This is a genomic window from Ruania halotolerans, from assembly GCF_021049285.1.
GTDB classification, from domain to species: Bacteria; Actinomycetota; Actinomycetes; order Actinomycetales; family Beutenbergiaceae; genus Ruania; species Ruania halotolerans.
In genome coordinates, this window is record NZ_CP088017.1 from 523706 (window position 1) to 548896 (window position 25191).

Here is a 25191-nt window from a genome sequence, read left to right on the forward strand (position 1 = left end):
CTCCGGTGCCGTAAGCGCTTGCATGGGGGTGGTGTCAGTGTTGACTGCCCTGACGCCTGACCCATCGGACTGTGGAAAGGGACGTCGAACGTGAGAACAACGACTGTGCGACGCATGGGGGCCGCGACCGCTGGCGGTCTGGCCATGGCACTGGTACTGAGCGCGTGCTCTGGTGATGACCTCGGCGGTGGTGGCGACGGCGGTGGTGGTGACACCGACGCCGACTGCGCCGACTATGAGCAATACGGCACCTTCGAAGGCGAGACCGTGGAGATCTCCTCCACGATCTCCGATCAGGAGGCCGATCAGCTCGAGGAGTCCTGGGCCGACTTCGTCGGGTGCACGGGCATCACCATCGAGCACAATGGGACCAACGAATTCGAGTCGCAGATCTTTGTGCAGGTCGAGGGCGGCAACGCGCCCAACCTCGCGATCTTCCCGCAACCAGGGCTGCTGCAGCGGATGCAGGAGGGTGACTACCTCGTTCCCGCAGGCGAGGCGGCGATGGACGCGGCGAGCGCGAACTACACCGAGGACTGGCTCACCTACGGCAACATCGACGGCGAGCAGTTCGGCATCCCCGTGATGGGATCGGTGAAGTCCTACGTCTGGTACTCACCGAGCGCCTTCGAGGAGAACGGCTATGAGGTGCCGACCACCTGGTCGGAGATGATGGATCTGACCGACCAGATCGTTGCCGATCAGGGTGAGGGAAGCGCAAAGCCGTGGTGCTTCGGCATCGAGTCCGGCGGCGCCACCGGATGGCCGGCCACGGACTTCCTCGAGGACATGGTGCTGCGTGAAGCTGGGCCGGACGTCTACGACCAGTGGGTCAACCACGAGATCCCGTTCGACGATCCGCAGATCGTGGCGTCGCTGGAGCGGGTCGGTGAGATCCTGCAGAATCCCGACTACGTGAACGGCGGGATCGGTGACCCGCGCTCGATCGCCACCACCGCATGGTCGGATGCCGGCCTGCAGATTCCCGAGGGGAACTGCTTCATGTTCCGCGCGGCATCCTTCTTCGAGGCGCAACTGCCCGATGATGTTGAAGTCGGCCCGGATGGCGACGTCTTCGCGTTCTACCTCCCGGCCGACACTGCCGATGAGCAGCCGCTGCTGGTCGCCGGTGACTACCTCGCCGCGTTCGACGACAATGAGGCCACCCAGGCCGTGCAGGCGTACTTGGCCTCACCCGAGTGGGCGAACTCCCGCGTCTCCATCGGTGGGGTGGTGAGCCCGAACCAGGGCGTCGACCCGCAGAACGCCTCCTCAGACGTGCTCCGCCTGACGCTGGAACTCATGCAGGATGAGGACGCGGTGGCCCGGTTCGACGGGTCCGACCTGATGCCGTCCTCGGTGGGTGCCGGAACCTTCTGGACCGAGATGACCTCATGGATCGACGGCCAGGTCGAGGCCGAGGACGCTCTCACCGCGGTCGAGGAAAGCTGGCCGCAGGACTGATCGACGCCGGCCGGGCCGGGAACTGGACGTTCCCGGCCCGGTCGCCCGTGCGAACGATGCTGGGAGGCTCGTGGTGGGATTCCTTCTGTACTCCAAGAACGGTCAGCTGATCCTCGCGATCCTGGCCTTCGCCGCCCTGCTGGCGGTGCTGTTGCTGCTGGCCCGGCTGGCTGACCGGGCCAAGGGCCGAGGCGGCACTCCGGTGATGGTCGCCGTCTTCGGTGGGCCCGCCTTGTTGTTGCTAGCCGTGGGCTTGATCTACCCGGCGTTGCGGACATTCTGGATGTCGGTGATGGACGAACGCAGCGAGACCTTCGTGGGGCTCGCGAACTACGCGTACCTGATTGAGGATTCCGCCGGCCTGATCGCCCTGCGCAACACCATGCTGTGGGTGGTGCTGGTACCGCTGCTCTCCACCGGTATCGGGCTCGTCTACGCCGTGCTGATCGACCGCTCGCGGTTCGAGAAGGTGGCCAAATCGCTGCTGTTCCTGCCCATGGCGATTTCGTTCGTGGGCGCGGGAATCATCTGGAAGTTCGTGTACGAGTACCGGGGCGCGGCCCAGGAGCAGATTGGCATCCTGAACGCGGTGATCACCGGTCTGGGGTTCGAGCCGATCCGGTTCCTGCAGGACTCCCCGTTGAACACGCTGTTCTTGATCGCCGTGCTGGTCTGGATCGAGGCAGGCTTCTCCATGGTGGTGCTCTCTGCCGCGATCAAGGCGGTGCCGGAGGACATCGTGGAGGCGGCTCGTCTGGATGGGGTGAGCGGCTGGCAGATGTTCTGGCGGATCACCATCCCGAGCATCCGGCCGTCCCTCGTGGTGGTGCTGACCACCATCTCCATCGCGACGCTGAAGATCTTCGACATCACCCGCACCATGACCGGGTCCCAGTTCAACACCCAGGTGCTCGCGAACGAGATGTACGACTGGTCCTTCACCTTTGGCGATAACGGCATCGGTTCGGCGATGGCCGTGGTGATCTTCGTGCTGGTGATCCCGCTAGTGGCGTACAACATTCGGCAGATGGCAAGGAACAGGGCGGTGCGAGGATGACGACCGAGACGACTCACACGACAGTGACGCCGCAGGCCGAACGCCTGGTCCGGACGCACCGCTCGAGCGCGTCCTCGTTCCGGTCGATGGTCTCGAACCGGCTGGGTAGCGCGTTCGCCCTGATCATCGCGGTGCTGTGGACGATGCCGACCTTCGGATTGTTCATTTCATCGCTGCGCCCGGAGTCGGCCATCAAGTCGTCAGGGTGGTGGACGATCCTCTCCGATCCGCAGTTCACCCTCGACAACTATGAGCGGATTCTGGGCGGTGCCACATCCACGAACCTGGCCGTGTACTTCCAGAACTCCCTGGTGATCGCGATCCCGGCGACGGTGGCACCGCTCGTGCTCGCCATCATGGCTTCGTACGCGTTCTCGGTGCTGACCTGGAAGGGCCGGGATTGGGTGTTCGTCGGGGTGTTCGCCTTGCAGATCGTGCCACTGCAGATGGCACTGATCCCGCTCTTGCGGATCTTCTCCGGCACCGAGATCGCCGATGTGTTCCCGTTCTTGTCGCTGTGGGTTGCGCACACGATCTTCGGGTTGCCGCTGGCCATCTTCCTGCTGCACAACTTCATGTCGGAGGTGCCACGCGATCTGATCGAGGCCGCCCGGATCGACGGCGCCGGTCACGTCACCGTGTTCTTGCGGGTGATGTTGCCGCTGATGTTGCCCGCGATCGCCAGCTACGCCATCTTCCAGTTCCTGTGGGTCTGGAATGACCTGCTGGTGGGGCTGACGTTCTCGGGTGGCTCTCGCACGGTGCAGCCGCTGACAGCAGCGTTGGCAGCGATGACTGGCGACCGCGGTCAGGACTGGCACCTGCTCACGGCGGGAGCCTTCATCTCCATCATCTTGCCGCTGGTGGTGTTCTTCGCGCTGCAGCGCTACTTCGTCCGGGGGCTCCTCGCCGGTTCGGTGAAGGGCTGAACTGGGCATCGATCGTGCGAACCGGCTGGGGCACCTGCGCATTGGGTGCCTCAGCCCCCGCCTGAGCGGTCATGGCGGAGCGCGCAGTTACAGATACTGCCCGGTGCCGTGGTGCTCGCCGCCGTCCTGCTCGCCCAACCCCAACGACTGACCTGGATTCACTCCAGGTGGCAATGCCTTGCGCATCTGCACCAATTGGTTCTTCGCGGCCATCTGCTGGGCCACCAGAGCGGTCTGAATCCCGTGGAACAGGCCCTCCAGCCAACCGACCAGTTGCGCCTGGGCGATGCGCAGTTCCGCGTCCGAGGGGGTGCGATCGTCGCTGAACGGCAAGGTGATGCGGTGCAGCTCCGCCACCAGGTCCTCGCTCAGCCCGTCCTCAAGTTCGTGCAGTGACTTCTCGTGGATGGCGGCCATGCGTTCGCGAGCCGCGTCATCGAGCGGGGCGCCTCGGACCTCATCAAGCAACTGCTTGATCATCGTGCCGATCCGCATCACCTTGGCCGGCTCGGCCACCAGTGTTGAGGGATCGGAATCGTCGTCGGTTGCCACACCGAGGCCGTCCTGGGAGGAGACCACCACGCGGGGACCCTCGGAGCTCTCACCTGAGCCCTCGGACCGGTCCTGCGCGGCGGTCGAGTCGTCTCGGGGGCCTTCAGCAGTGCTGCCCGCCGGTTCGTCGGTGGTGTCCTCGCGATCAGTGCTCGTCATGACTCCATCATGCCTGGCTGTGCGTCCCCGGTGCGCGGTCGGCGCATGTGCGCGCGGCGGGGGGCACCGAGAACTCCGGGCGGAGCATGAGCCGGCGCGAGCAGGCTAGCCTTCGGAGTATGAACTGGTTGACCAACGCTGCTCACACCCGGTGGTTGGAGAGCGAGACAGACGCACTCCTGGACTTCGCCTCGGGGTCCCTCGTGGACGAAGGATTCGGCTATCTGAGCGCAGAGGGGGTGCCGGTCGCGTCCCAAGGCAGTCACCTGTGGCTGACCTGCCGGATGATCCACTGCTTCTCGCTGGGTGCGCTGCTCGGCCGGCCCGGTTCGGCCACCATGGTCGACCACGGGCTGCGAGCCCTGACCGCCCACTTTCGCGACGACGTCAACGGTGGGTGGTACGCCCAGGTGGGACCGGACGGGCCGATGGACGATTCCAAGCCGGCGTATGCCCATGCATTCGTGATCCTCGCCGGTGCGAGTGCGGCCTCGGCCGGCCGGCCCGGCGGCAAGGAGCTGCTGGAGGAGGCGCTGACCGTCTCACTGCAGTGGTTCTGGCGCGAGGACGAGGGCATGGTGGTGGAGTCCTGGGACAAGACCTTCACCCAGCTGGAGGACTACCGCGGTGTCAACGCCAATATGCACACGGTGGAGGCATACCTGGCAGCGGCCGACGTCACCGGCGATGATGCGTGGCTGGAGCGTGCAACGCGCATCACGCGCCGCGTGGTGGATGGTTTCGCCCGGGAGCAGTCGTGGCGGATCCCCGAACACTTCGACTCGACCTGGCAGCCGTTGCTCGACTACAACATGGACTCGCCTTCGGATCCGTTCCGGCCGGCTGGGGCCACTGTGGGTCACTGGTTCGAGTGGAGCCGGCTGGCGTTGCACGTACGCGCTGCCTGGGCGGCCCGAGGCGTCTCCGCCGAGGACTGGATGCTCGAGGGCGCGCAGGCGTTGTTCGACCTCGGGGTGACCGAGGGCTGGGATGTGGACGGCGCCGATGGCTTCGTTTACACGGTGGACTTCGACGGCCGCCCGCTGGTGCGCGAACGGATGCATTGGGTGGTCACCGAGGCGCTCGCGGCCGCCGCCGCCCTGTACCGGGTGACCGGGGATGCGAACATCGCCGCCTGGTACCAGTTGTGGTGGGAGTACGCCGCCGTGCACTTGATCGATACCGAGTTCGGGTCCTGGCTGCACGAGCTGGGCCCGGCCAACGAGCCGAGCGCCACGGTGTGGGCGGGCAAGCCGGACGCATATCACGCGGTGCAGGCCACACTCATCCCGCGACTGCCGCTCGCCCCGGTGCTCGCCCCCGCGCTCGCCCAAGGCCTCCTCGATACCCACTGATCGATACCCACTGATCGATACCCACCGATCGATGCCCACTGCCCGCGAGCGACCCCCTGGCCGCCCCCCACTTCCGCGAGTGCCCTGCTTTTCGCTCACCTGCTGAGATGTGGGCGAGATCGGGCGCACTCGCGCGGCGTCCAGTGCGGCCGCTGGACTCCCGACGGCGGTCCTCCTGCCGGCGGCCCTCCTGCCGGCTGTCCCTCGACGGCGGCCCTTCCCTCAGGGCAGGAGCAGCACCTTCCCGAACACCTCGCCGTCGGCCATCATCCGGTGAGCTTCGCCCGCCTCGGCGAGCGGCACCCGGGCGTGGATAGCGGGACGGATCGTGCCGCGGGTGACCAGGGGCCAGGTGCGCTCGCGGACATCGGCGAGGATCGCCGTCTTCTGCTCGGGCGGGCGCTGCCGCAAGACCGTGCCATGGACGGATAGCCACCGGGTGAGCACGGGGGCGAGTTTCAGTTCGGCCGTGGCACCCTTCTGCATGCCGATGATCACCAGGTGCCCGAACGGGGCGAGTGCGTCGATGTTCTGCTGCAGATACTTCGCCCCGACGACGTCCAGCACCACGTCTGCGCCCCTTCCCTCGGTCTCTGCGTGGGTGACCTCGACGAAGTCCTCGCTGCGGTAGTCGATGGCGCGGTGGGCGCCGAGTGCGGCGCAGCGGGCGGTCCGGTCCGGGCCGCCGGCCGTGGTGAGTACGCGAACGCCGAGGGCGGTCAGCAGCTGGATCGCGGTGGTTCCGACCCCGCCGGAACCGCCGTGCACGAGGATCGTGGCGCCGTCGAGCGCGTGCGGATCGAGCCCGGCCGCTCCGGGCACGCCGGGTACGGCGAACAGATTCGACCACAGCGTGGCCAGCGCCTCGGGAAGGCCAGCGGCCTCGACCAGGTCACGATCGTCCGGTACGGGGAGCAGCAGATCGGCGCGGGCGACGGCACGCTCGGCGTACCCGCCGCCGTCGAGGAGGGCGCAGACCCGATCACCCACCCCATACCCGGTGACCTGCTCACCGAGTGCGGCGATCGTTCCGGAGACTTCGAGGCCCGGCCAGTCCGGGGCGCCGGCGGGCGGCGGGTGCATCCCTTGGAGCTGGAGCAGGTCGGCGCGGTTTACGCCGGCGGCGGCCACATCGATGAGCACCTCCCCGGGGCCGGGTGAAGGGTCCGGGAGAGTGGCCGGCGCCAGGGTGCCGGCGGAGGATTCGTCAGAGGAGATCACCATCGCGCGCATACCTCCACCCTACGAACGCGAGTGCGCTCCTTCTCGCTCACCGACTGAGATATGACCGAAATCGGGCGCACTCAGCGTGGGCCGGTTTGGGCAGTCCGGCACCCCTGGGACAGAATGGACCCACCAGGAGAGTTGACAGAGCGGCCGAATGTGACGGTCTTGAAAACCGTTGTGCCTCAACAGCACCAAGGGTTCGAATCCCTTACTCTCCGCCGATGCCTCAGCGCCGGCCCATGAACGGGGGCCGACGCCAGGGAGGCTGTGGGCGATTGCCTCCCTCACACCAGTGGTGACTAGGTCGCCCACGGAGTTCGGCCTACGACGGCGAGCCTAGGTGGGTCAGGGGGGCGGGCATTCGCGTATCGACGGGATTATGCGTGGTCGTCGCGGTTGACGGCGAACCGGTCCAGCTCCCTCAGGAGGAGGGGAAGTAACTCTGGGTCGGTCAGCGCCCGAAAATGCCCGGGTGTGGCGAGCCGGACGTTTCGTGCCCCGGGTAGCTCGCTCCCGGCGGGGATATGCGGGTCGAACCCCGTTGCGGCGGAGACGATGCGGGAGTTGTCGGCCTGTTGTGCGGCCAAGGCCGTGATCACCTCGTCGTCGGGAAGGAACGCACGCACACTGCGCAGCGGCAGCCACCGGGCATAGGGCGAGCCCGAGAACGGCGAGTTCACTGCCACCATGCCGAGCACGCGGTCACGAACGTCAGGGCGGCCCATCAGACTCTTGCCGATCAGGCCACCCTTGCTGTGCGCGATGAGCACCACGCCCGTCAGGTCGGTCTCTGTCAGTGTCGCGGCCGCGAGGTCGGCCATGTCCGGCACGCTGCCTCGATTGAAGCCCAACGGTGCCACCACGTGCACGGGGTGCCCGTGGTGGTACAGGCCACGCGCTAGGGGTTCAAGGAAACGCCAGCTTTCATACACGCCGGGGAGGATGAGCACCGGCGGACGCCGTGGCTGCCGCGGGCGGGAGTAGGTGGCTGGGCCGGTGCGCGAGAGGAGACCTGCGAGTTGGCGTCGGACGGCGTAGGCGTAGTCGGCAGCCCACCACTGGGCGTGTCGCCAGATATCGGTCATGCCGCGCCGCCGGTCGGTCCCACGCCCGCGGCGCCGTCGCGGATCCATTGCCCCACGATGGCGGGGTCAACCGCCGTTGCGGCATGCGCGGCGCCCGGTACCTCCCGCATCTCGCCATGCGCTGCCGCATTCGCCAACTCCTGTGCCCACGCGCGCGAACACACGCGGTCGTACTGCCCGCGAACCACCAACACCCGGCCACGCACCTGGGTGACGGCGGCGAGAGTGTCGAAGGCGAACATCGGGCGGAGCATCGCGGAGTACCAGCGCGGACCCGCGCGCAGATAGTCGACAATCACGGAGGCGTTGACCCGAGCGGGCTCGTGGAAGGCATCTCGCGCCAGCCGCCACGCTTGTCCAGCGGCGGAAGCCGCTGCAGGGTCGACGACGGGTCCGATCAATACTCCGACCGGCGCGAGATGTGGCGCCTGGTTCATCATCGCCGCGACCACCTGCGTCCCCATCGAATGGCCGACGAGTGTGGCTGCGTTGACCTGGCGACGCTTGAGCATCTGGAGCACCGTCCCGGCGATCTGCTCCACGCTCGGCGCAGAATCGGGACGAGGACTGCGTCCGAAGCCGGGAAGGTCTGGAACGATCACCCGCCGGGTGGTGGCCAGTTCCGCGGCAAGCGGGCGGAAGTAGCGTTCAGACGCACCGATGCCGTGCACGAGAACGACGGCCTCAGCCATCGGGTCACCGAGTTCCCTGACCGCGAGCCGGGTGACCGGGTCGAGGACTGCGCGACCGCGACCACCCATCGATCGCTCGCTGGGCCGCGCGGTCACGCGATCTCACCCACGGTCCCGGTGTCGATACTGGCCATCTGCCCAGTCTGCGGGTCGAGAGACCTCGCCGCGCGTCGGTGAACGCAGACTGATACAGCGGGAGGCGCTCGCCGCCTGCAACGCCCCTAGTGGCTCGTCGATGGCCGCGAGGAACGTCCTTCCATCCGCGGAGGTCTCGTGATGTTCATCGGTGGTGGCGCCGGTCTCGTTGGTGGCGCACGAACGCGGCTGGCGCGGTTGGAGTCGGCGACATGACGGCTGATTCTTGCTGGTTGGCGAGCGTGGTTCGCATCATCGCGACGACGCCGTTATCCTGGGTGGCGTCTAGGAGACGTCGCATAGTCTGGTCTAGTGCGCATCCCTGCTAAGGATGTGAAGGGGCAACCCTTCCGTGGGTTCAAATCCCACCGTCTCCGCGTTGTGATGTCGCAGGACATCGGAATAGCCCGAACCCACGGATTGTGGGTTCGGGCTAGTTCTTTGTGGGGGCCGGTCCTGGGGGTCGCCCGGTGGGTTGGTAGCGCTTGGTGGGGTCGAGGGTGAGTTCGCGCAGGATCTCGCCGGTGGTGGCGTTGATGATGGTGATCTCGAGGTCCTGGATGAGCAGGATCACGGGGGTTCGGGCGTGGGTTCGGCCGATGCCGATGTGGTGGAGGGTGCCGCCGTGGCGGAGGGTGACTTTGCCGGCGGTGTCGACGCGGTCGTGGCGTACGCGGTGATGACGCTGGTCTGAGGGTGTGGTGGTGGGGGTGGCTTTAGGCCGGGTGTTGTAGGCGGTGGCGGGGGTTACCCGGTGCGGCAAGGACCTGTGGGGGCGTCGGTGGTTGTACTCGGTGGCGAACTCATCGAGCAGGGTCTGCAGGGCGGTGATGGTCGCGGGCTGGTCGGGGCGGGCGCGTAGCCACTTCTTGAGTGTTTGTTGGAAGCGCTCGACCTTGCCCTGGGTGGTGGGGTGGCCAGGTTTGCCGTTCTTCTGGATGATGCCCCGGCGGTGTAGTTCGGTCTCTAGAGCGGTGCGTCCACCGCGTCGCTTCTTGCTGGCCAGGCGCACGGTGTAGACGAGTCCGTTGTCGGTCAGGGTCGCAGCGGGGTATCCGTGCTCGCTGGCGGTGTGGGCGAAGGTCTCGGCCACGATGGTCGAGGTGATCGCCTTGTGTGCGCTCAGGTGCAGCACGGTGCGGGAGTGGTCATCCAGCCAGGTGATGATCTCGGTGTCGGCCCCGGCGCGCCCGCTGGGGCGGGTCAGGCGGTAGTGGGCGGGAGTCGGACTGCCAGCACTCGTTCGGCTGAGCGGCTTCGAAACGCACGTAGGAGGACTTCGGGCGTTTCTTCGGCTCGAGGGTTATCAGCCCGGCGCGGGTCAGAATCCGGTGGATCGTGGCCCGGTGGACCTCGATGTGGTGGGTGTGGCCCAGGTGCCAGGCGATCGTGTCAGCGCCGGCGTCCAGGCCAGCGCGTAGCAGCCGCCCGCGGATGGCCACGATCAAGTTGACTACTTCGGTCTCGGTGGCGGTCGGGCTGGTGTGTGGGCGTCGCGAGCGTGGCTCGAACGCCGCCTCGCCCTCGAGCCGGTACCGGGCCATGAGCTTGGAGATCCAGCCCTGGGATACGCCGTAGCGGCGGGCGACCGCGGACTGAGACTGGCCCGAGTTCACCGCGGTCACCACCAGGCGTCGCTTGTTGTCCATGAGCCACGAGCCTGGCCACGGCACCTATGCCGATCTCGTGCGACACCCCTATTCCGATGACCCGCGACACCCTATTCCGATGTCCTGCACCAGCACACCACCGTCTCCGCGTTGTGATGTCTCAGGACATCGGAAGCCCCTGAACCCACGGTTGTGGGTTCAGGGGCTTCGTCGTTCGAGGGGTGGCCCGGGTGGTTGGCCGGTGCCTGATAGCGCTTGGTGGGGTGGTTCAAGCGCTCTCACTTGCTTGGGTGGTGGGGTGGCCAGGTTTGCCGTCTTTCTGACGTCCGCGGTACTTACACCTAGGGCGCAGCGCGCGTGGACAATGATCCACCTCGCCGGTCGCTCGATAACGCCGTCTCGCTCAGGCGTTCAGACATCGGCTTCGAGTACTTCCGAACTGCATAGCGCCGCGCGGAGTTGCTGCTTGGCGCGAGCGTACTTGCTCCGAACTGTCGTGGCAGGCGTGTCGAGCACCTGAGCGACCTCGGCGAGCGTGAAGCCCTCCCAGTGGACCAGCCGCACGACCTCCGCGAGGTCATCGTCGAGACGGGCGACGGCGTCGCGGACGTCGAGTCCGTCGTCCGCGTGCGGGGCGGTCGCTCCGCCGGCCGGCTCGGCGTTCTGCGCGCGCAGGACCAGCAGACTCCGGCGGCGCTGCCCGCGTCGCGCGTTGGCGACGACGTTCCGGGCGACCCCGAACAGCCACAGCCGGGCCTGCAGCCCGTCGTCGGGCACGGCGGCGGCGCGCCGCCACGCCGTCGTCATCACCTCACTCAACGCGTCGGTGGCGTCGTCGGGACCGATGCGCCGCTCGAGGTAGGCGAGCAGGTCGCGCGCGTTCCTCCTCAGCAGCTCGCCGAGCCGGTCGTTCGTACGGGTCACGGCAGCCACGACTCGAGCCCGGGGCACTGTGCCTCCCCGCCCCACGAGCCGGTCTCCATCTCGATGTCCCGCTCGGCGAGCTCCTCCATGACGTACTCGCTCACCGCACGACCGACAGCCTGCTGGTACTCGTTGTCGATGTCGGGGTAGTAGCCGGTGCCGTACCCGGCGTCGACCTCGGTACCGTCGGAGAGCACGTGGACGCGCTCCTCCGTGCGCATGATCTGGAGCATGCCGTCGATGTCGACGCGCTCGAGGATGCCGTCCTCGGAGAGCACCTCGTGCACGGCCGAAGTCACCTCCGGGTCGGGGTGCCGCACGTTGCCGATGCGGCTCTCGCACTCGATTCCGCTGGGCAGGGTGTAGGTGTATGACTGGTCTGGGTCCTGCGCCCACGGGCTCCAGGTCCAGCCGAGCAGGCCGTCTGCCGCGGCGGCACCGGCTCCAGCGACCACGACGCCGGCCGTGACACCCACCGCAGCCAGCCGGCGCCACCGGCGCGGGCGGGAGGCGCGGCGGGTGACGCCGACCAGGCGGGCGATGCCGTCGTCGGTGACCGCGTCCGCGACCGGGGTACGTGGTGCCGCGCTGCGCAGCCGCGCGTCGAGACCGTCGTCCGGCTCGATGTCGTGCATGTGAGGCCTCCTTCGTCGGTGACGGCCCGTGCCGTCAACCACCACATGTCCGGCACCGACCCCCGACGACGACGTCGGCATGAAGTCTTCTTGGTGCAATCATCGCCCTCCAACAGGCGGCGACCCGGCGGCTCGCAGGCGCACGTCGTCAATGTCGTGCCCATGGCGGAACGCCTACCGTTCGTCCGAGTGGCTTCAGTCCTGGTGGAAGGTGACGTGTACGAGGGGGCTGCGGTCAATCCACTCTTCGATGGGTTGAACTGGCTGCGAGATATAGGCACGGTGCCGCGCCTGATTGAGGTCGGAGATGATCGCTTCGAAAACGCGTTGGCGGCGTCCTCGATCCAGGACGGGCTCTGCTGTTGCGGATAGGTCTGCGCGAACGGAGTTCTTGAGGTGGAAGGTGAACTGCGGGTGCTGGAGCAGATTCGCATACCAGCTGCGCCTCGCCGGCTGAGTGGTGAGATAGATCTCGCCGTGGACACGATAGAACCAGATCTCGATGCGGCGTTCGCGCCCGGTCTTCGCGCCGATGGTCGTGATGTCCACCGTGCGTGCGGAAGCTGACGACGACGGAGTGATAGCGAGGGCGCGCTGGATACGTTCATCCATGGGTTGCCTTTCCAACGGCCGGCCAACGCCGGGGCGCCGCGACGTGTGCTCGACGAAGCCAGGATCCAGTCACAGCAGCACACCACCGGAGACCTCGATGCGCTCACCCGTTGCCCAGCGGAACTCGTGGGACACCAGGGCGGAGATCGCATCGGCGATTTCATCCGGCTCGCCCACTCGCCCGAGAGCGGTTTGTCCGGACAGTTCCTCACGCATGGCGGCGTTATCGCGCATGGCTCCGCCGTTGAAGTCGGTCGCGGTCGGCCCGGGGGCGATCGAGTTGACCCGAATGCCCCGCGGGCCCAGCTCGAGGGCGAGGCTCCGGGTCAGTGCTTCGAGCGCCTTCTTCGATGCCGCATAGACGGAGGTCGCCGGGCTGACGTGTCGGCTGAGCGAACTCGATACGTTCACGATGCTTGCTCCTTCCGACAGGTGGGGCAGGAAGGCTTGTGTCACGAAAAGCGGACCACGGACGTTGACGGCGAAGGTGGCGTCGAAATCTTCTGCCGCAATGGCGCCGAGCGGCGCGAACAGTCCCACCCCGGCGTTGTTGACCAGCACATCGATAGTGCTGGCGTTCCACTCCTGCCTGATGTCAGCGAGCACCGCGACGCGAGCGGCCTCGATGGAGGGCAGGTCTGCGACATCCAACTGGACGGCGATGGCTTCGCCGCCAGATTCGACGATCTCATCCACGACCTCGCTCGCTCCGCCCCGCGAGGCGGCGACGACTTTGGTCTTGTTCCGGGCTAAAGCGAGCGCGGTGGCTCGTCCGAGTCCGCGGTTGGCTCCGGTCACGAGGGCGATGCGGGGCATATCGTCTCCAGTCAGATGATAAGTAAATAGATACTTACTTGTAAACTAGTGTGTGAGCGCGGGCTCGTCAATCTCAACCCGAGGGAGAAACGCATGGCACGTGACGCTGAAGCCACGAGGGAGCGAATACTCGCCGCGGCGACCGTGGAGTTTGCGGCCCACGGTTTCGCCGGCGGGCGCGTGGAGCGGATCGCCTCCCAGGCGCAGAGCAACGTTCGGATGATCTACGCGTACTACGGCGGCAAGAGCGGCCTGTTCGATGCAACCCTTGCGGAGGCGCTGCGTCGCATGGCAGAGAACGTCCCCCCGCGTCCTGAGGACCTCGCTGGCTGGGCCGGGGACGTGTTCGACCATCATCAGCGCTTCCCCGAAGTCCTCCGTCTGAGCATGTGGGCTCAGCTCGAGCGACCAGAGGCCACCGCTGAGCCGCACGACACCTACCGGAAGAAGGCCCTCGCCGTCGCAACGGCTGCCGCACGTCCACTCTCGGCCGTCGACGTTCTGGTCTTCATCTACGCCATCGCGCAAGCCTGGCAACTCTCACCAGGAGGGCTGACCGGTCTCGAGGCGAATCCTGTCAGGAGTGAGGAAGTCGCCGCTCGCCGACAGTCGGTCGTCACCGCCGTCGAGCGAATGTTGCGAGCCCAGACCTGAGCCGAGGCCGCATGCCGCAGCACTAACCCCTCAAGCGGCCGCACCGACTCAAGTCATCGTGCTCACCCACTCGCGGTGGCTCGACCGACTTCTCGCGATCTCGACGCAGAACTGCCACTCGAACTGGCGCAGGGAGCCGAGCGAAGGCGAACCGGTTCGCTATGAGGGCCACAGAAGGCCGTAATTACACCAAATTCGCGATCTTGTGTGACGGGCGTCATGCCATGTACTATCGAACCGGTTCGCAACGGTGAGATCTAGGGAGTGCATACGGTGGCCACCATCGGAGAGGTTGCCCGCATCGCGGGAGTCTCGCGCAGCACTGCCTCGTATGCACTGTCCGGCAAGCGCACGATCTCAGCCGACGTGCGCCGGCGCGTCGAGGCCGCCGTCGCCGAACTCGGCTACACCCCGAACGCCGGCGCCCGCGCACTCGCCACCTCGCAAACGCGCGTGATCGGCCTGCTCGCCCAGTTCCTCGAGGACGAGTTCGCACCCGCCATGCTGCAGTACATGCTGGGTGTGTCCAACACCGCTCGTGAACTCGGCTACGACATTCTGCTCGGAACGGAAGCAGACGGGCGGAACGCGCTGCGCCGGATGACGAGCTCGCGAATGGTGGACGGGATCGTGCTGCTCAACGTGGCCGAGCACGACGACCGCCTACCGATTCTGCGCGAGGCGATCCAGCCCGGCGCGCTCGTCGGACTACCTGCGGACTGCACCGGCGTGGACGTCTTCGACCTCGATTTCGAGGAAGCGGGCCGCCTCATGGTGGATCACCTGCACCGGCTCGGGCACCGCGAGTTGATCCTCGTCTCCCAGCCCGAGCACGTCATCGAACGCGGCGGGGCCTACGTCTGGCGCCTGCAGAACGCCGCCACCGAAGCGGCCCGCGCCCGCGGAATCACCCTGCACGCGGATTTTGGCTCGGCGCACCAGCCAGAGGTCGGACGTGAGCTGCACGCCCTCTTGGACGCCTACCCAGGCGCCACCGGTCTGCTCATCAACAATGAGGCCGCCGCCGCCGCACTGCCCACCGTGCTGCACGAACGCGCGCTCACCGCACCGGCCGACCTGTCCGTCGTCGGGCGCTACTCAGACGAGTTCGCCCGCACCTTCTCCCTTCCCTACTCCTCGATCGAGAGCGCACCCGATCGCCTCGGCCGGATGGCCGTGCGCGAACTGGTGCGGCGCATCGAGGGACAGGTAGGACCCGACGAACCGCACGTGGTCCGGTTCGTCTCGCCCGAACTTGTCGACCGGGGCAGTACCGCCGCCCCGCGAGGGGACTGATTCCACATCTCCCTCTCGCGTGACCTTTTGACGCCCGTCAGCGAACCGGTTCGACAGTCCGTTCGCTCGCCCAAGTAGAAGCACCGACCCGGCCACCGGCGACGTCGGACCGGCCTGTTCAAGGAGGAACACCTCATGCACCACAATCGGCGCACACACATCACGATCGCGGCGACAGCCGCCCTGGCCCTTGGCGCTCTCAGCGCGTGCTCATCCTCGAACGGGGGTGGCGGCGAAGACAACGGATCCGGGGACGCCCCGGGAGGCACCTACACCTGGTGGGACCCGTATCCCCAACACGACGGTTCGTCCGACTGGGAGGCCCGGGTGCAGGCCTGCGGCGAGGATGCCGGCGTCACCATCGACCGCACCGCCTATGACACGACCGCGCTGACCAACCAGGCGTTGCTCTCGGCACAGGAGGGCACCTCCCCCGATGTGATCCTCATCGACAACCCGGCAGTGTCCACGCTCGCCGACACCGGGATCCTCACCACGGTGGACGAGTTCGGCCTGGACACCTCTGCGATCGACCAGAACCTCTTGGACGCGGGCGTGATCGATGGTGAGGCCTACGGCATCCCGATCGGGGCCAACACGCTCTCGCTCTACTACAACGCTGACATCCTCGCTGATGCCGGCGTGGACCCCGCCTCCATTACCGACTGGGACTCCCTCACGGACGCGCTCGCCCAGGTCACTGATGCGGGCCACAAGGGCATCACCTTCGCGGGCATCGGTACCGAAGAAGGCTCCTTCCAGTTCCTGCCCTGGTTCTGGGGCTCGGGGGCCGAGCTGACCGATCTCGACTCACCGGAGGCCGTCGAGGCGCTCGAGTTGTGGAAGGGCTGGCTGGACGAGGGCTACGCGCCCAACACTGTGATCAACAACTCGCAGAACACCGTGTGGGAGGAGTTCCTCACCGGTGACTTCGCCTTCGCGGAGAACGGCACCTGGCAGGTCAATAGCGCGGCCGAGGCCGAGTTCGAGACCGGCATCGTCCAGCTTCCCGGACGGGACGGTGGCGTGGCCCCGGCCCCGACCGGTGGCGAGTTCATCGTGGCGCCCGTCCAGGAGGACACCGCTCGCTACGACGTGACCCGCCAGATCGTCGAGTGCATGACCACCCCCGAGGGCTTCGTCGAGACGGCGAACACCTTCGCGTACTACATCCCGCCGACGGCTGACGGTCAGGAGCAGCTCGTGACCGAGAACCCGGACCTCGAGCCGTGGGTTGAGGCCGTGCAGAACGCGAAGGGCCGCACCAGCGACGGTCTCGGCACGGACTACCCGGTGATCTCCGAGGCGCTCTGGACTGCTGTGCAGAACGCGCTCTCCGGCGCTGCCACACCGGCCGAGGCGCTCGAAGAAGCACAGGCACAGGCCGAAGCAGGAACGAGCTGACACCTCCCTGGTATCCCCGCGCCCACTCCGAATGGGCGCAGCCACCGATGAAGGACACGTCATGACCAGCAACCCGACCGTCGTCGGGGACCGCGCTGGGTCGCACGGCGCGGCGGGCCATTCGCCCGCCGCGCCACCCGGCCGGCGCCGCCGACGCACGCTAAACCCGAGCCAGTGGGCCGCCGTCGGCTTCGCCGCGCCGCTGTTGGTGTATCTCGTGCTCTTCTACGCGTTCCCGTTGTGGCGCAATATCGACCTGTCGATCCACGACTACACGATCCGCGCCTTCGTGCAGGGCAACGCCGAGTTCGTGGGCCTGCAGAACTACGCCGAAGTGTTCGGTTCGTCGACATTCCCGACGGCGGTGCTCAACACGGCCGTGTTCACGTTCGGTTCGATCGCCGTTCAGTTCTCGATCGGGATGGCACTGGCCGTGTTCTTCCGGTCCAGCTTCCGGCTCTCGGGCGTGCTACGGGCGATGTTCCTGGTGCCGTGGTTGCTCCCGCTGATCGTCTCCGCCTCCACCTGGGCGTGGATGCTGAACAGCGAGAACGGCATCATCAACTCCGTACTGGGGGCCTTCGGCGGCGAGCAGATCAACTGGCTCACCTCCCCGGACACGGCCCTGCTGTCGGTCACGATCGCCAACATCTGGCTGGGCATCCCGTTCAACCTGGTCATCCTCTACTCCGGACTGCAGAACATCCCCGGTGAGGTCTACGAGGCGGCATCGCTGGACGGCGCGGGTGCCTGGCGGCAGTTCTGGAGCGTGACGTTCCCGCTGCTGCGCCCGGTCTCGGCGATCACGCTCCTGCTCGGCCTGATCTACACGCTCAAGGTGGTCGACGTCATCTGGGTGATGACCACGGGTGGCCCGGGCGACTCTTCCACCACGCTGGCCATCTGGTCCTACCGGGAGGCCTTCGGTACCGGACAACCCGACTTCTCGCCGGCCGCCGCCGTCGGCAATCTGCTCATCATCATCGCGCTCGTCTTCGGATTCCTGCATCTGCAACTTCAGCGCCGACAGGAGGCCACCTCATGACGGAGCGCCGATCTCTCGGGAAGACCTGGTGGAAGACCGCACTCGGTGTCTTCTTCACCCTCGTCATGCTGTTCCCCGTCTACTGGATGGTCAACGTCTCCTTCACCCAGACGCGTGACCTGCGGGCCGACCCGCCGCACTGGTTCCCGTGGAACTTCACGTTCGAGGGCTACCAGGCCGTGTTCGCCCAGCAGCTGCCCGCACTCGGCACGAGCCTGCTGATCGGCCTCGGCAGCGTCGTCCTGACGGTGTTCATCGCTGCACCGGCCGGATACGCGTTGGCGCTGCTGCACCTGCGCGGGGGGCGGACACTGAACTTCCTGCTGCTGGTGGCCCAGATGATTCCCGCCGTCGTAATGGCGATGGGCTTCTACGCGGTCTATAACACCCTCGGTCTGCTCAACACGATTCCCGGGCTGATCGTTGCGGATTCCACGATCGCGGTGCCCTTCGGTGTGCTCCTCTTCACCGCCTTCATGTCCGGCATCCCGCGAGAGCTGCTGCAGGCCGCCCGGGTGGACGGGGCCGGGCCGTGGCGCACCTTCGTCTCGATCGTGCTGCCGGTGAGCCGCAACTCGATTCTGACGGTGTCGCTGTTCGCGTTCCTCTGGGCCTGGTCGGACTTCATCTTCGCCTCCACGCTCAACCGCAACGGCGACCTCATCCCGATCACCCTCAGCATCTACAACTACATCGGCAACAACACCACGCAGTGGAACGCGATCATGGCAACCGCCGTCGTGGCCTCGATCCCGGCGTCGATTCTGCTCGTCGTCGCGCAACGCTACGTGGCAGCGGGCGTGACCGCCGGCGCCGTCAAGGACTGACAAGGACCTCTTTGTGACTGAGACTCTCACCAGCAGCGGCGTCCGGGCTCGCCCGGTCGCGCCCGCCGGGCACCGCCGCGGCGTGGGCATCGGCGAACTGCTACTCGACGGCGGCTTCTGGGGCTCGCTCCAGCAGACCAACGCCCATGCCACCCTGACCCACTGCCTCGACTGGATGGAACGCCTGGGCTGGCTCGCCAACTTCGACCATGTTGCCGCGGGTACCACTGGCGGGCACCGGCCTGGCTGGCAGTTCTCGGACTCCGAGGTCTACAAACTGCTCGAGGCGATGGCATGGGAGTTCGGTCGGACTGCCGATCCAGACAGCACCGAGTGGTCGCACCTGGTCCGACGGATCGCCGCCGCACAGGACGACGACGGCTATCTCAACACCTGTTACGGGCACGCCGGCCAGGCTCCCCGCTACAGCGATCTCTCCACCGGACACGAGTTGTACTGCACCGGCCACCTGCTCCAAGCCGCCGTCGCCCGGGTGCGTACCCACGGTGTGGACGAGCTCGTCGAGGTGGCGCGCCGCGCGGCAGATCAGGTGTGCCGCGAGTTCGGACCGGACGGGCGCGACGGTATCTGCGGCCACCCGGAGATCGAGCTCGGCCTGGTCGAACTGGGCCGGGCATTGGGGGAGCCTCGATACACCGAGCAGGCCCGCCTGTTCATCGAACGCCGTGGCCGTGGGACGCTCGCCCCGATTGCTCTGCTCAGTCCCGCCTACTTCCAGGACGACGTCCCGGTTCGGGAGGTGGCCGTATGGCGCGGCCACGCGGTGCGTGCCCTCTACCTCGCCGCCGGTGCCGTGGACGTCGCCGTCGACACCGACGACCATGACCTGCGTACCGCGGTCGAACGCCAGTGGACCCGCACGGTGGAGCGCCGCACCTACCTGACCGGCGGCATGGGGTCGCGACACCAGGACGAGGGCTTCGGTGATGATTGGGAGCTACCGCCGGACCGTGCGTACTGCGAGACGTGCGCCGGGATCGCCTCCGTGATGGTCTCCTGGCGGCTACTGCTCGCCTCCGACGACGTCCGGTACGCCGATCTGATCGAGCGCACCTTCTACAACGTGGTGGCCACCTCGCCGCGGGCTGATGGTCGCGCGTTCTTCTACGCCAATCCGCTGCAACAGCGTGAACAAGGCGCTCCCATGCAGCCCGACGCCGTGAATCCGCGGGCCGAGGGAGGTGCCCGGGCGCCCTGGTTCGACGTCTCCTGCTGCCCCACCAATGTGGCGCGCACGCTCGCCTCGTGGCACACCTACGCTGCGTTCGTCGACGACTCCGAGGGGCCCGCAGGCCCCGCCGATGGTGTTCCTACCGTCACGCTCGCCCAGTACGCGAGTGGTGACCTGCGGGTGGCAGTGGGCACCGGGGAACTTGCGCTGCGGGTAGAGACGACCTACCCCGAGTCGGGGATTGTGCGGATCCGGGTGCTCGAGGTTCCGGAACGGCCCGTGGCATTGCGCTTGCGGGTGCCGCACTGGGCTGAGGGGGCCACGCTCGCGGCGTCCTCGGTGAGTTCGCCGGGCACCGAGCAGCCTTCGAACATCATGCATCCGGCTCGCACAGCGCATTCGGTGGCACCGGGCTGGGTGGAGGTGCCGGGCGAACGTGCTGCGGGTGACGTCGTGGTGCTCGAACTTCCTGTCACGCCGCGCTTGACCTGGCCGGATCCGCGGGTGGACGCCGCCCGTGGCACCGTCGCCGTCGAACGTGGTCCGATCGTGCTGTGCCTGGAGTCCGTGGATCTCCCCGCCGGCATCGCATTGGAGCATGTGCGGATCGACACCGCCGCGGAGCTGCGGCCATACGCGGACGGCGCACTAGTAACTGCACGCACTGTGGAACTGCCAGACGGCGGCACGGGAGTACCGCCGTTCAGCTCCGGAGCAGCTGGCGCTTGCACCGGTCATGACCTGCCCGACGGCGGTGCCCAGAATCCGATCGAGGTCCCGCTCGTGCCGTATCACCGGTGGGCCGAACGGGGGCCGTCGACCATGCGTGTCTTCGTTCCGACGGACTGACCCGCGCGGCCCGGAGCCTACCAACAGCAGCACGACGTCGGCAGGAGCGAGAGCGAACCGGTTCGACAGTTCGACGGAAAGTAAGGGAGGGAGCGCGAGGCTCCGGACAGTCCGGGGTGAGATTGACGACGTTTGCACGACCACGTATTACGTCCGCGGAGGGCCCGACGCGGTGCCGTCCGCACCACACGAGGAGTACGAAGATGTCTCTGCCCAGAAGATCACCGGCGCCGGGTGCTCGGCGCCGCCGGATCGCGATGACGGCCATGACGGCCGCGAGCGCGATAGCCCTCGGCACCGTGGGAGCCGCCGTGAACACGACCACGGCGGCTGCCGAGCCAGGGCCCGAGTCGACGCTGGTCGTCGACGCCGACCAGCCCTTCCGTGAGGTCAGCCATGTGGCCACGGGATCGCTGTACGGCATTGCCGACGAGGGCGTGCCGTCCGATGAGCTCATTGCGCCGATCAATCCCAACACATTCGTCCAGATGCCGCCGGGCGGCCGGCAGCAGCCGACCGGCGACACGCTCGACGTGTGGCAGACGGCCGCACGTCATGACGCCGGGATCGTCGTTCGGATCGTCGACTACTACCCCGGCTGGCCCTACCAGTTCAGCTGGGAGAACACCGAGGACCGCAAGGCCTGGGAGGACGTCATCCGGGACGTCGTCGCGGACGTCGAGGCGTCAGGAGCGACGAACATCGTGGCCTACGCCCCGTGGAACGAGTCGGACCACACCTGGCTCGAGGAGAACGGCACCTTCGAGGAGCTGTGGGAGTTCAGCTACAACGTCCTGCGGGAGGAGCTGGGTCCCGACGTGCCGATCCAGGGTCCGAGCTTCTCGGACAACATCACCGACATGCGGCAGTTCCTCGAGTTCGCGAAGGAGACGGACACCGTCCCCGACGTGCTCGAATGGCACGAACTGATCCGGTCGTCGAAGACGAAGGGGGACGTCGAGTCCGTCCGGGCGATGCTCGACGAGCTGGACCTGCCCGACCTCCCGATCGACATCGCTGAGTACGCCTCCCCGCAGGAGGTGGGCCTGCCGGGACCGCTCGTCGGGTACATCTCGAAGTTCGAGCGGTTCGGCATCGACCGGGCCGAGCTCGCGTTCTGGAACCAGTCCGGGACGTTGGGCGACCTGCTCGTCGAACGCGGTGGCGCACCCAACGGCGCCTATTGGCTGTACACCTGGTACGCCGACATGACCGGGGACATGGTCACCACGACCCCGCCGTCGAATGAGAGCCCGTTGGACGGTGCGGCCTCGGTGAACGACGCCCGGGACGAGGTTCGGATCATCGCGGGCGGCAACAGCGGCCCGACCTCGATCCAGGTTAACGGCCTTGACCAACTCGCCCTCGGCGAGGACGTGAACGTGACACTCGAGGTCACGCCGTCCTACGGGCGGACCACGCCCACCGCGGGGCCGATCACCATCTCGGAGACGACGTACGCCGTCGGTGAGGACGGATCGATCACCGTCCCCGTCGTGATGAACCCGGCGTACGGGTACCACGTCGTCGTGTCCGAGGCTGGGCAGACCCAGAGCCTGGCGGGGATGTACACCCTCGACAACGTCCACTCCGGCCTGCCCCTCGGCACGGACGACGGCGGTGCCGTTCAGTCCGAGGCCGGCCAGGGCAGCACGTGGGAGATCCGCGACGCCGGCTCGGGCCTCTACACCGTCATCGACAATGCCAGCGGACTGCTCCTCGGTGCTCAGCCGGGGACGATCGGTAACGGCGCACCCACCGTCCTCCAGGAGGAGGACGGGAGCGAGGAGCAGCTGTGGCAGCTTGTCCCCGACGGCCAGGGCAACGTCCGGCTCGCCAACTACGCGACCGGCCTGACCCTCGGCGTCGACCAGATGAGCACTGAACCGGGCGCAGCCGTGGTCCAGTGGACCGACGGGGCCCCGACGTCGAACTGCACGCCCGACGGGCCGCGGCAGCCGGGTCGGTTCGGGACTGCGCTCGACCTGTGCGGTACCGACTCCTACGTCACGATGCCGGACGGTGTCGTCGACGGAGTCGATGGCGACTGGTCGATCTCCACCTGGGTGAAGCCGTCCGCGTTGCCGACCTGGGCCCGGGTGTTCGACATCGGCTCGGGTTCGGGATCGAGTATGTTCCTCACCCTCAACGCCGGCAGCGGGCCGCGCTTCGTCATCACCACGAGCGGTGCCGGGGGAGAGCAGCGCCTCGACTACCCGGGGCAGAACCTTCCCATCGATGAGTGGACACAGGTGACGATCACTGTGTCCGGCACCACTGGCACGATGTACATCGACGGCGAGGCGGTCGTCACCAACGACCAGATCACGATCTCGCCTGCCGACCTGGGGGCGTCGAACGGACGCAACTGGCTCGGGAGGTCGCAGTACGGTAGCGACCCGACGTTCGACGGTGCCCTGGACGACTTCGCGATCCACAGCAGGGCCCTGTCCGCCACCGAGGTTTCCGAGCTGGCTGCTGGGCAGCCGGTCGACGGTGACGTGGTCAGCTACGCCTTCGACGAGCCCGATGGCGGCACGACCGTGACGGACTCCTCGGGCAACGGGCTCGACGCCACGATCACCGTCGGGGTCGGTGCCGGCGCCAGCACCACGGCGACCGACGAGGAGACCGCCGACCGGTTCTGGACTCTCGTACGGGCCGTGGAGCCCGGCACTGGTGTACTGACACTGCTCAACGACGTGCAGGGTGGCGGTGCCGAGCTCTATGGGACCGGCCCGTTCATGCTCGACGTCGTGTGCACTGCGGACGGGCAGGTCGTGCTCGAGGAGTCGGTGACTCTCGCGGCAGGGGCCGAGCGTTCGTTCGACGCTCTCCCGCAGGGCGCCACGTGTGTGGTGACCCAGACGGCCGACGGCGGAGCAACAGCCTCCGAGCTGGAGCCTGCCGACGGAACGGTCACTGTGGGTGAGGAGCCTGCGGTGGTCACGCTGACGAATACCTTCGAGGTCACCTCCCTGACGGTGACCAAGCAGATCGAGGGTGAGACGGACGCGGAGGTGGCGTTCGCCGTCGGGCTGGCCTGTACCTGGGTGGCCGATGGTGAACCGCGGGACCTGGAGATCCCTGGCGGTGCGGTGCGCGAGTTGGTAGCGCCGGATGAATTGACGGCGACATATGCGGATCTGCCGATCGGTGCGGACTGTGTGTTGACCGAGTCCGAGACCGGTGGTGCCGATTCGACCTCGATCGCCGTGACCAGCGCTGGTGAGGAGGTCACCATCGAGGGAACCTCGGCGGAGCTGGCCGTGCTCGCTGATGCGGGAACGTCGGCGACCGTGACCAACGTGTTCGACCCGGCGGACGGCACTCCGTCCGGCAACGACGATGACGGGTCCAGTGGTGATGGTGACCAGTCGGGCGCCTCGGATGGGCCGGGAACGGCCGACGATCTGCCCAGCACCGGTGCCACCATTGCGTGGTTGGTGGCCGGCGCAGTAGCGCTGCTCCTGATCGGTGGTCTGCTGCTGCGGGCGCGTCGCCTGCGCAGCGTCTGATCAACCGGCGCTGCAGATGTGAAGAACCGGGCGCACCCCACCCGTTGCGGGTGGGGTGCGCCTGTTCTGCCTCCGCTCGAGGAGTTCATTCGAGCCATTGACAAGGGCACTCCTACGAGCGCAAGCGCCGATCAGTGCGCCGTCGTGGAGCTTGTCAAGACGCCTGTGTAGGTGATGTGGGCCACATGGGTGAGAGGTAGGTGTTGACATCCGCCTACACCGCCCTTCTGACAGACAGCCCCCTGGGGGCGGTACCGGTTCAGCAGCTTCGTGAAGTGAACACGCGTGTCCGTCTCCTCGAGCAGGAGAACGAGGTCCTCCGCCACGCGATGGCGTTCGAGGGTGGCCGGATAATTCGCGCTGTCATCCGCGCGCTGATCAGCCGGAGGTTACAGCGTGGACATGCCGCCATCGACGGCGAAGCTGGCACCGGTAGCGAAAGCACCGTCGTCGCTGGCGAGAAGCACCATGACGCCTTCGACGTCCCGCGGTGTGCCCGCCCTGCCTAAGGGGATTCGGCCCACGATGGCGCTGTGGGCGGTCGGGTCGTCGGAGATGGTGGTGACCAGCGCCGTCTCGGTGTAGGCCGGGACCACCGTGTTTACCCGGATGCCATCGGCGGCGTATCCCGCCGCGACCGTACGGACCAAACCGTGGATGCCTGCCTTCGATGCGCTGTACGCCGTGAAGTCCGCACCCTCGCCTGTGATGGCGGTGGGCGAGCCAACCACGATGATCGAGCCCCCGCTGCGGTCCCGCATCGTGCGCACGGCGTATTTGAGGGTGAGGAAGGTCCCGGTGAAATTGGTCTCGATTGTGCGGCGCCAGACCTCCAGGTCCAGGTCCGCGACCCGGTCGTCCTCACCGAAGAGTTGCACGCCGGCGTTGGCGACGACCACGTCGGGCGCCCAACCTTCCGCACCGAGGTTCTCGAACGCAGCTCGTACCGATGTCTCGTCGCTGATGTCGACGATGACGTACCGAGCGCTCGCCCCGACTCCTGCGGCCACCTCTTCGGCAGCGGCAGCGTCGCGGTCGGCGACGATGACGCGCGCACCCTCGCGCGCGAATCGTTCTAGCACCGCGCGACCGATTCCGGCACCCGACCCGGTGACGAGGGCCGTCCTACCGGTCAATGGGGTCTGTCCAGGCAC

20 protein-coding genes, 2 tRNA genes and 1 pseudogene are annotated in these 25191 nt (G+C 67.2%); 13 read left to right on the forward strand and 10 right to left on the reverse strand.

What is annotated here, in order from left to right:
- Nucleotides 1-114: 114 nt before the first annotated feature.
- The 3 genes from LQF10_RS02240 (at nt 115) to LQF10_RS02250 (ending at nt 3450) form a co-directional block, all read left to right on the forward strand.
- Nucleotides 115-1464, forward strand: coding sequence for an ABC transporter substrate-binding protein (locus LQF10_RS02240; RefSeq protein WP_231065882.1), 1350 nt, complete (start codon nt 115-117; stop codon nt 1462-1464).
- 73 nt (nt 1465-1537) lie between these two features.
- Nucleotides 1538-2521: a carbohydrate ABC transporter permease gene (locus tag LQF10_RS02245; protein ID WP_231065883.1), complete on the forward strand. Its 984-nt coding sequence runs from the start codon at nt 1538-1540 to the stop codon at nt 2519-2521.
- A complete protein-coding gene (locus LQF10_RS02250; RefSeq protein WP_231065884.1) occupies nt 2518-3450 on the forward strand; it encodes a carbohydrate ABC transporter permease in 933 nt (310 codons plus the stop codon). The genes LQF10_RS02245 and LQF10_RS02250 overlap by 4 nt, the downstream gene beginning before the upstream one ends.
- An 87-nt stretch (nt 3451-3537) precedes the next feature.
- Here the strand turns inward: LQF10_RS02250 and LQF10_RS02255 are convergent, their stop codons facing one another.
- Nucleotides 3538-4161 carry a bacterial proteasome activator family protein gene (locus LQF10_RS02255; RefSeq protein WP_231065885.1) on the reverse strand — a complete coding sequence of 208 codons (624 nt, stop codon included), beginning with the start codon at nt 4159-4161 and terminating at the stop codon, nt 3538-3540.
- Nucleotides 4162-4280: 119 nt separating this feature from the next.
- On the opposite strand from LQF10_RS02255, the gene LQF10_RS02260 reads away from it, so the two are divergent.
- Complete coding sequence (locus tag LQF10_RS02260; RefSeq protein ID WP_231065886.1) at nt 4281-5516, forward strand: AGE family epimerase/isomerase; 1236 nt, start codon at nt 4281-4283, stop codon at nt 5514-5516.
- A gap of 222 nt (nt 5517-5738) precedes the next feature.
- Here LQF10_RS02260 and LQF10_RS02265 read toward each other — a convergent pair whose 3' ends face one another.
- Complete coding sequence (locus LQF10_RS02265) at nt 5739-6749, reverse strand: NAD(P)H-quinone oxidoreductase (RefSeq protein WP_231065887.1); 1011 nt, start codon at nt 6747-6749, stop codon at nt 5739-5741.
- A 126-nt stretch (nt 6750-6875) separates the two neighbouring features.
- On the opposite strand from LQF10_RS02265, the gene LQF10_RS02270 reads away from it, so the two are divergent.
- Nucleotides 6876-6961, forward strand: a tRNA-Ser gene (locus tag LQF10_RS02270).
- Nucleotides 6962-7120: 159 nt separating this feature from the next.
- On the opposite strand, the gene LQF10_RS02275 is transcribed toward LQF10_RS02270, so the two are convergent.
- Together LQF10_RS02275 and LQF10_RS02280 are read right to left on the reverse strand one after the other, a co-directional pair.
- Nucleotides 7121-7828 (reverse strand): esterase/lipase family protein, encoded by a 708-nt coding sequence (locus LQF10_RS02275; protein WP_231065888.1) that lies wholly within the window; start codon nt 7826-7828, stop codon nt 7121-7123.
- Complete coding sequence (locus LQF10_RS02280; RefSeq protein ID WP_231065889.1) at nt 7825-8616, reverse strand: alpha/beta fold hydrolase; 792 nt, start codon at nt 8614-8616, stop codon at nt 7825-7827. Before LQF10_RS02280 ends, LQF10_RS02275 begins: the two co-directional genes overlap by 4 nt.
- 327 nt (nt 8617-8943) lie before the next feature.
- Between LQF10_RS02280 and LQF10_RS02285 the strand changes: the two genes are divergently transcribed.
- A tRNA-Ser gene (locus LQF10_RS02285) sits at nt 8944-9032 on the forward strand.
- A gap of 56 nt (nt 9033-9088) precedes the next feature.
- Here the strand turns inward: LQF10_RS02285 and LQF10_RS19515 are convergent.
- The 5 genes and pseudogenes from LQF10_RS19515 to LQF10_RS02315 form a co-directional block, all read right to left on the reverse strand.
- A pseudogene (locus tag LQF10_RS19515) lies at nt 9089-10304 on the reverse strand (IS481 family transposase).
- Between the two features lie 372 nt (nt 10305-10676).
- Entirely contained in the window at nt 10677-11189 is a 513-nt protein-coding gene (locus tag LQF10_RS02300; protein ID WP_231065892.1) for an RNA polymerase sigma factor, read from the reverse strand.
- Complete coding sequence (locus LQF10_RS02305; protein WP_231065893.1) at nt 11186-11824, reverse strand: hypothetical protein; 639 nt, start codon at nt 11822-11824, stop codon at nt 11186-11188. The genes LQF10_RS02300 and LQF10_RS02305 overlap by 4 nt, the downstream gene beginning before the upstream one ends.
- A 195-nt stretch (nt 11825-12019) precedes the next feature.
- Nucleotides 12020-12436 carry a nitroreductase/quinone reductase family protein gene (locus LQF10_RS02310; protein WP_231065894.1) on the reverse strand — a complete coding sequence of 139 codons (417 nt, stop codon included), beginning with the start codon at nt 12434-12436 and terminating at the stop codon, nt 12020-12022.
- A 69-nt stretch (nt 12437-12505) separates the two neighbouring features.
- The gene (locus LQF10_RS02315) at nt 12506-13252 is read right to left on the reverse strand and encodes an SDR family NAD(P)-dependent oxidoreductase (RefSeq protein WP_231065895.1); all 747 of its coding nucleotides are present in this window, start codon (nt 13250-13252) and stop codon (nt 12506-12508) included.
- Between the two features lie 93 nt (nt 13253-13345).
- Here LQF10_RS02315 and LQF10_RS02320 point away from each other — a divergent pair, with 93 nt between their 5' ends.
- From LQF10_RS02320 to LQF10_RS02350, 7 genes are all read left to right on the forward strand, one after another.
- Nucleotides 13346-13906, forward strand: a complete 561-nt coding sequence (locus LQF10_RS02320; RefSeq protein ID WP_231065896.1) for a TetR/AcrR family transcriptional regulator — start codon at nt 13346-13348, stop codon at nt 13904-13906.
- A gap of 273 nt (nt 13907-14179) precedes the next feature.
- Entirely contained in the window at nt 14180-15202 is a 1023-nt protein-coding gene (locus LQF10_RS02325; RefSeq protein ID WP_231065897.1) for a LacI family DNA-binding transcriptional regulator, read from the forward strand.
- Nucleotides 15203-15337: 135 nt separating this feature from the next.
- Nucleotides 15338-16606, forward strand: a complete 1269-nt coding sequence (locus LQF10_RS02330) for a sugar ABC transporter substrate-binding protein (RefSeq protein ID WP_231065898.1) — start codon at nt 15338-15340, stop codon at nt 16604-16606.
- 61 nt (nt 16607-16667) lie between these two features.
- Nucleotides 16668-17651, forward strand: a complete 984-nt coding sequence (locus LQF10_RS02335; protein ID WP_231065899.1) for a carbohydrate ABC transporter permease — start codon at nt 16668-16670, stop codon at nt 17649-17651.
- Nucleotides 17648-18478, forward strand: coding sequence for a carbohydrate ABC transporter permease (locus LQF10_RS02340; protein WP_231065900.1), 831 nt, complete (start codon nt 17648-17650; stop codon nt 18476-18478). Before LQF10_RS02335 ends, LQF10_RS02340 begins: the two co-directional genes overlap by 4 nt.
- Nucleotides 18479-18491: 13 nt before the next feature.
- Nucleotides 18492-20519, forward strand: coding sequence for a glycoside hydrolase family 127 protein (locus tag LQF10_RS02345; RefSeq protein WP_231065901.1), 2028 nt, complete (start codon nt 18492-18494; stop codon nt 20517-20519).
- Nucleotides 20520-20722: 203 nt separating this feature from the next.
- The gene (locus LQF10_RS02350) at nt 20723-24037 is read left to right on the forward strand and encodes a LamG-like jellyroll fold domain-containing protein (protein WP_231065902.1); all 3315 of its coding nucleotides are present in this window, start codon (nt 20723-20725) and stop codon (nt 24035-24037) included.
- Between the two features lie 389 nt (nt 24038-24426).
- Here LQF10_RS02350 and LQF10_RS02355 read toward each other — a convergent pair whose 3' ends face one another.
- Nucleotides 24427-25191, reverse strand: a complete 765-nt coding sequence (locus LQF10_RS02355) for an SDR family NAD(P)-dependent oxidoreductase (RefSeq protein WP_231065903.1) — start codon at nt 25189-25191, stop codon at nt 24427-24429.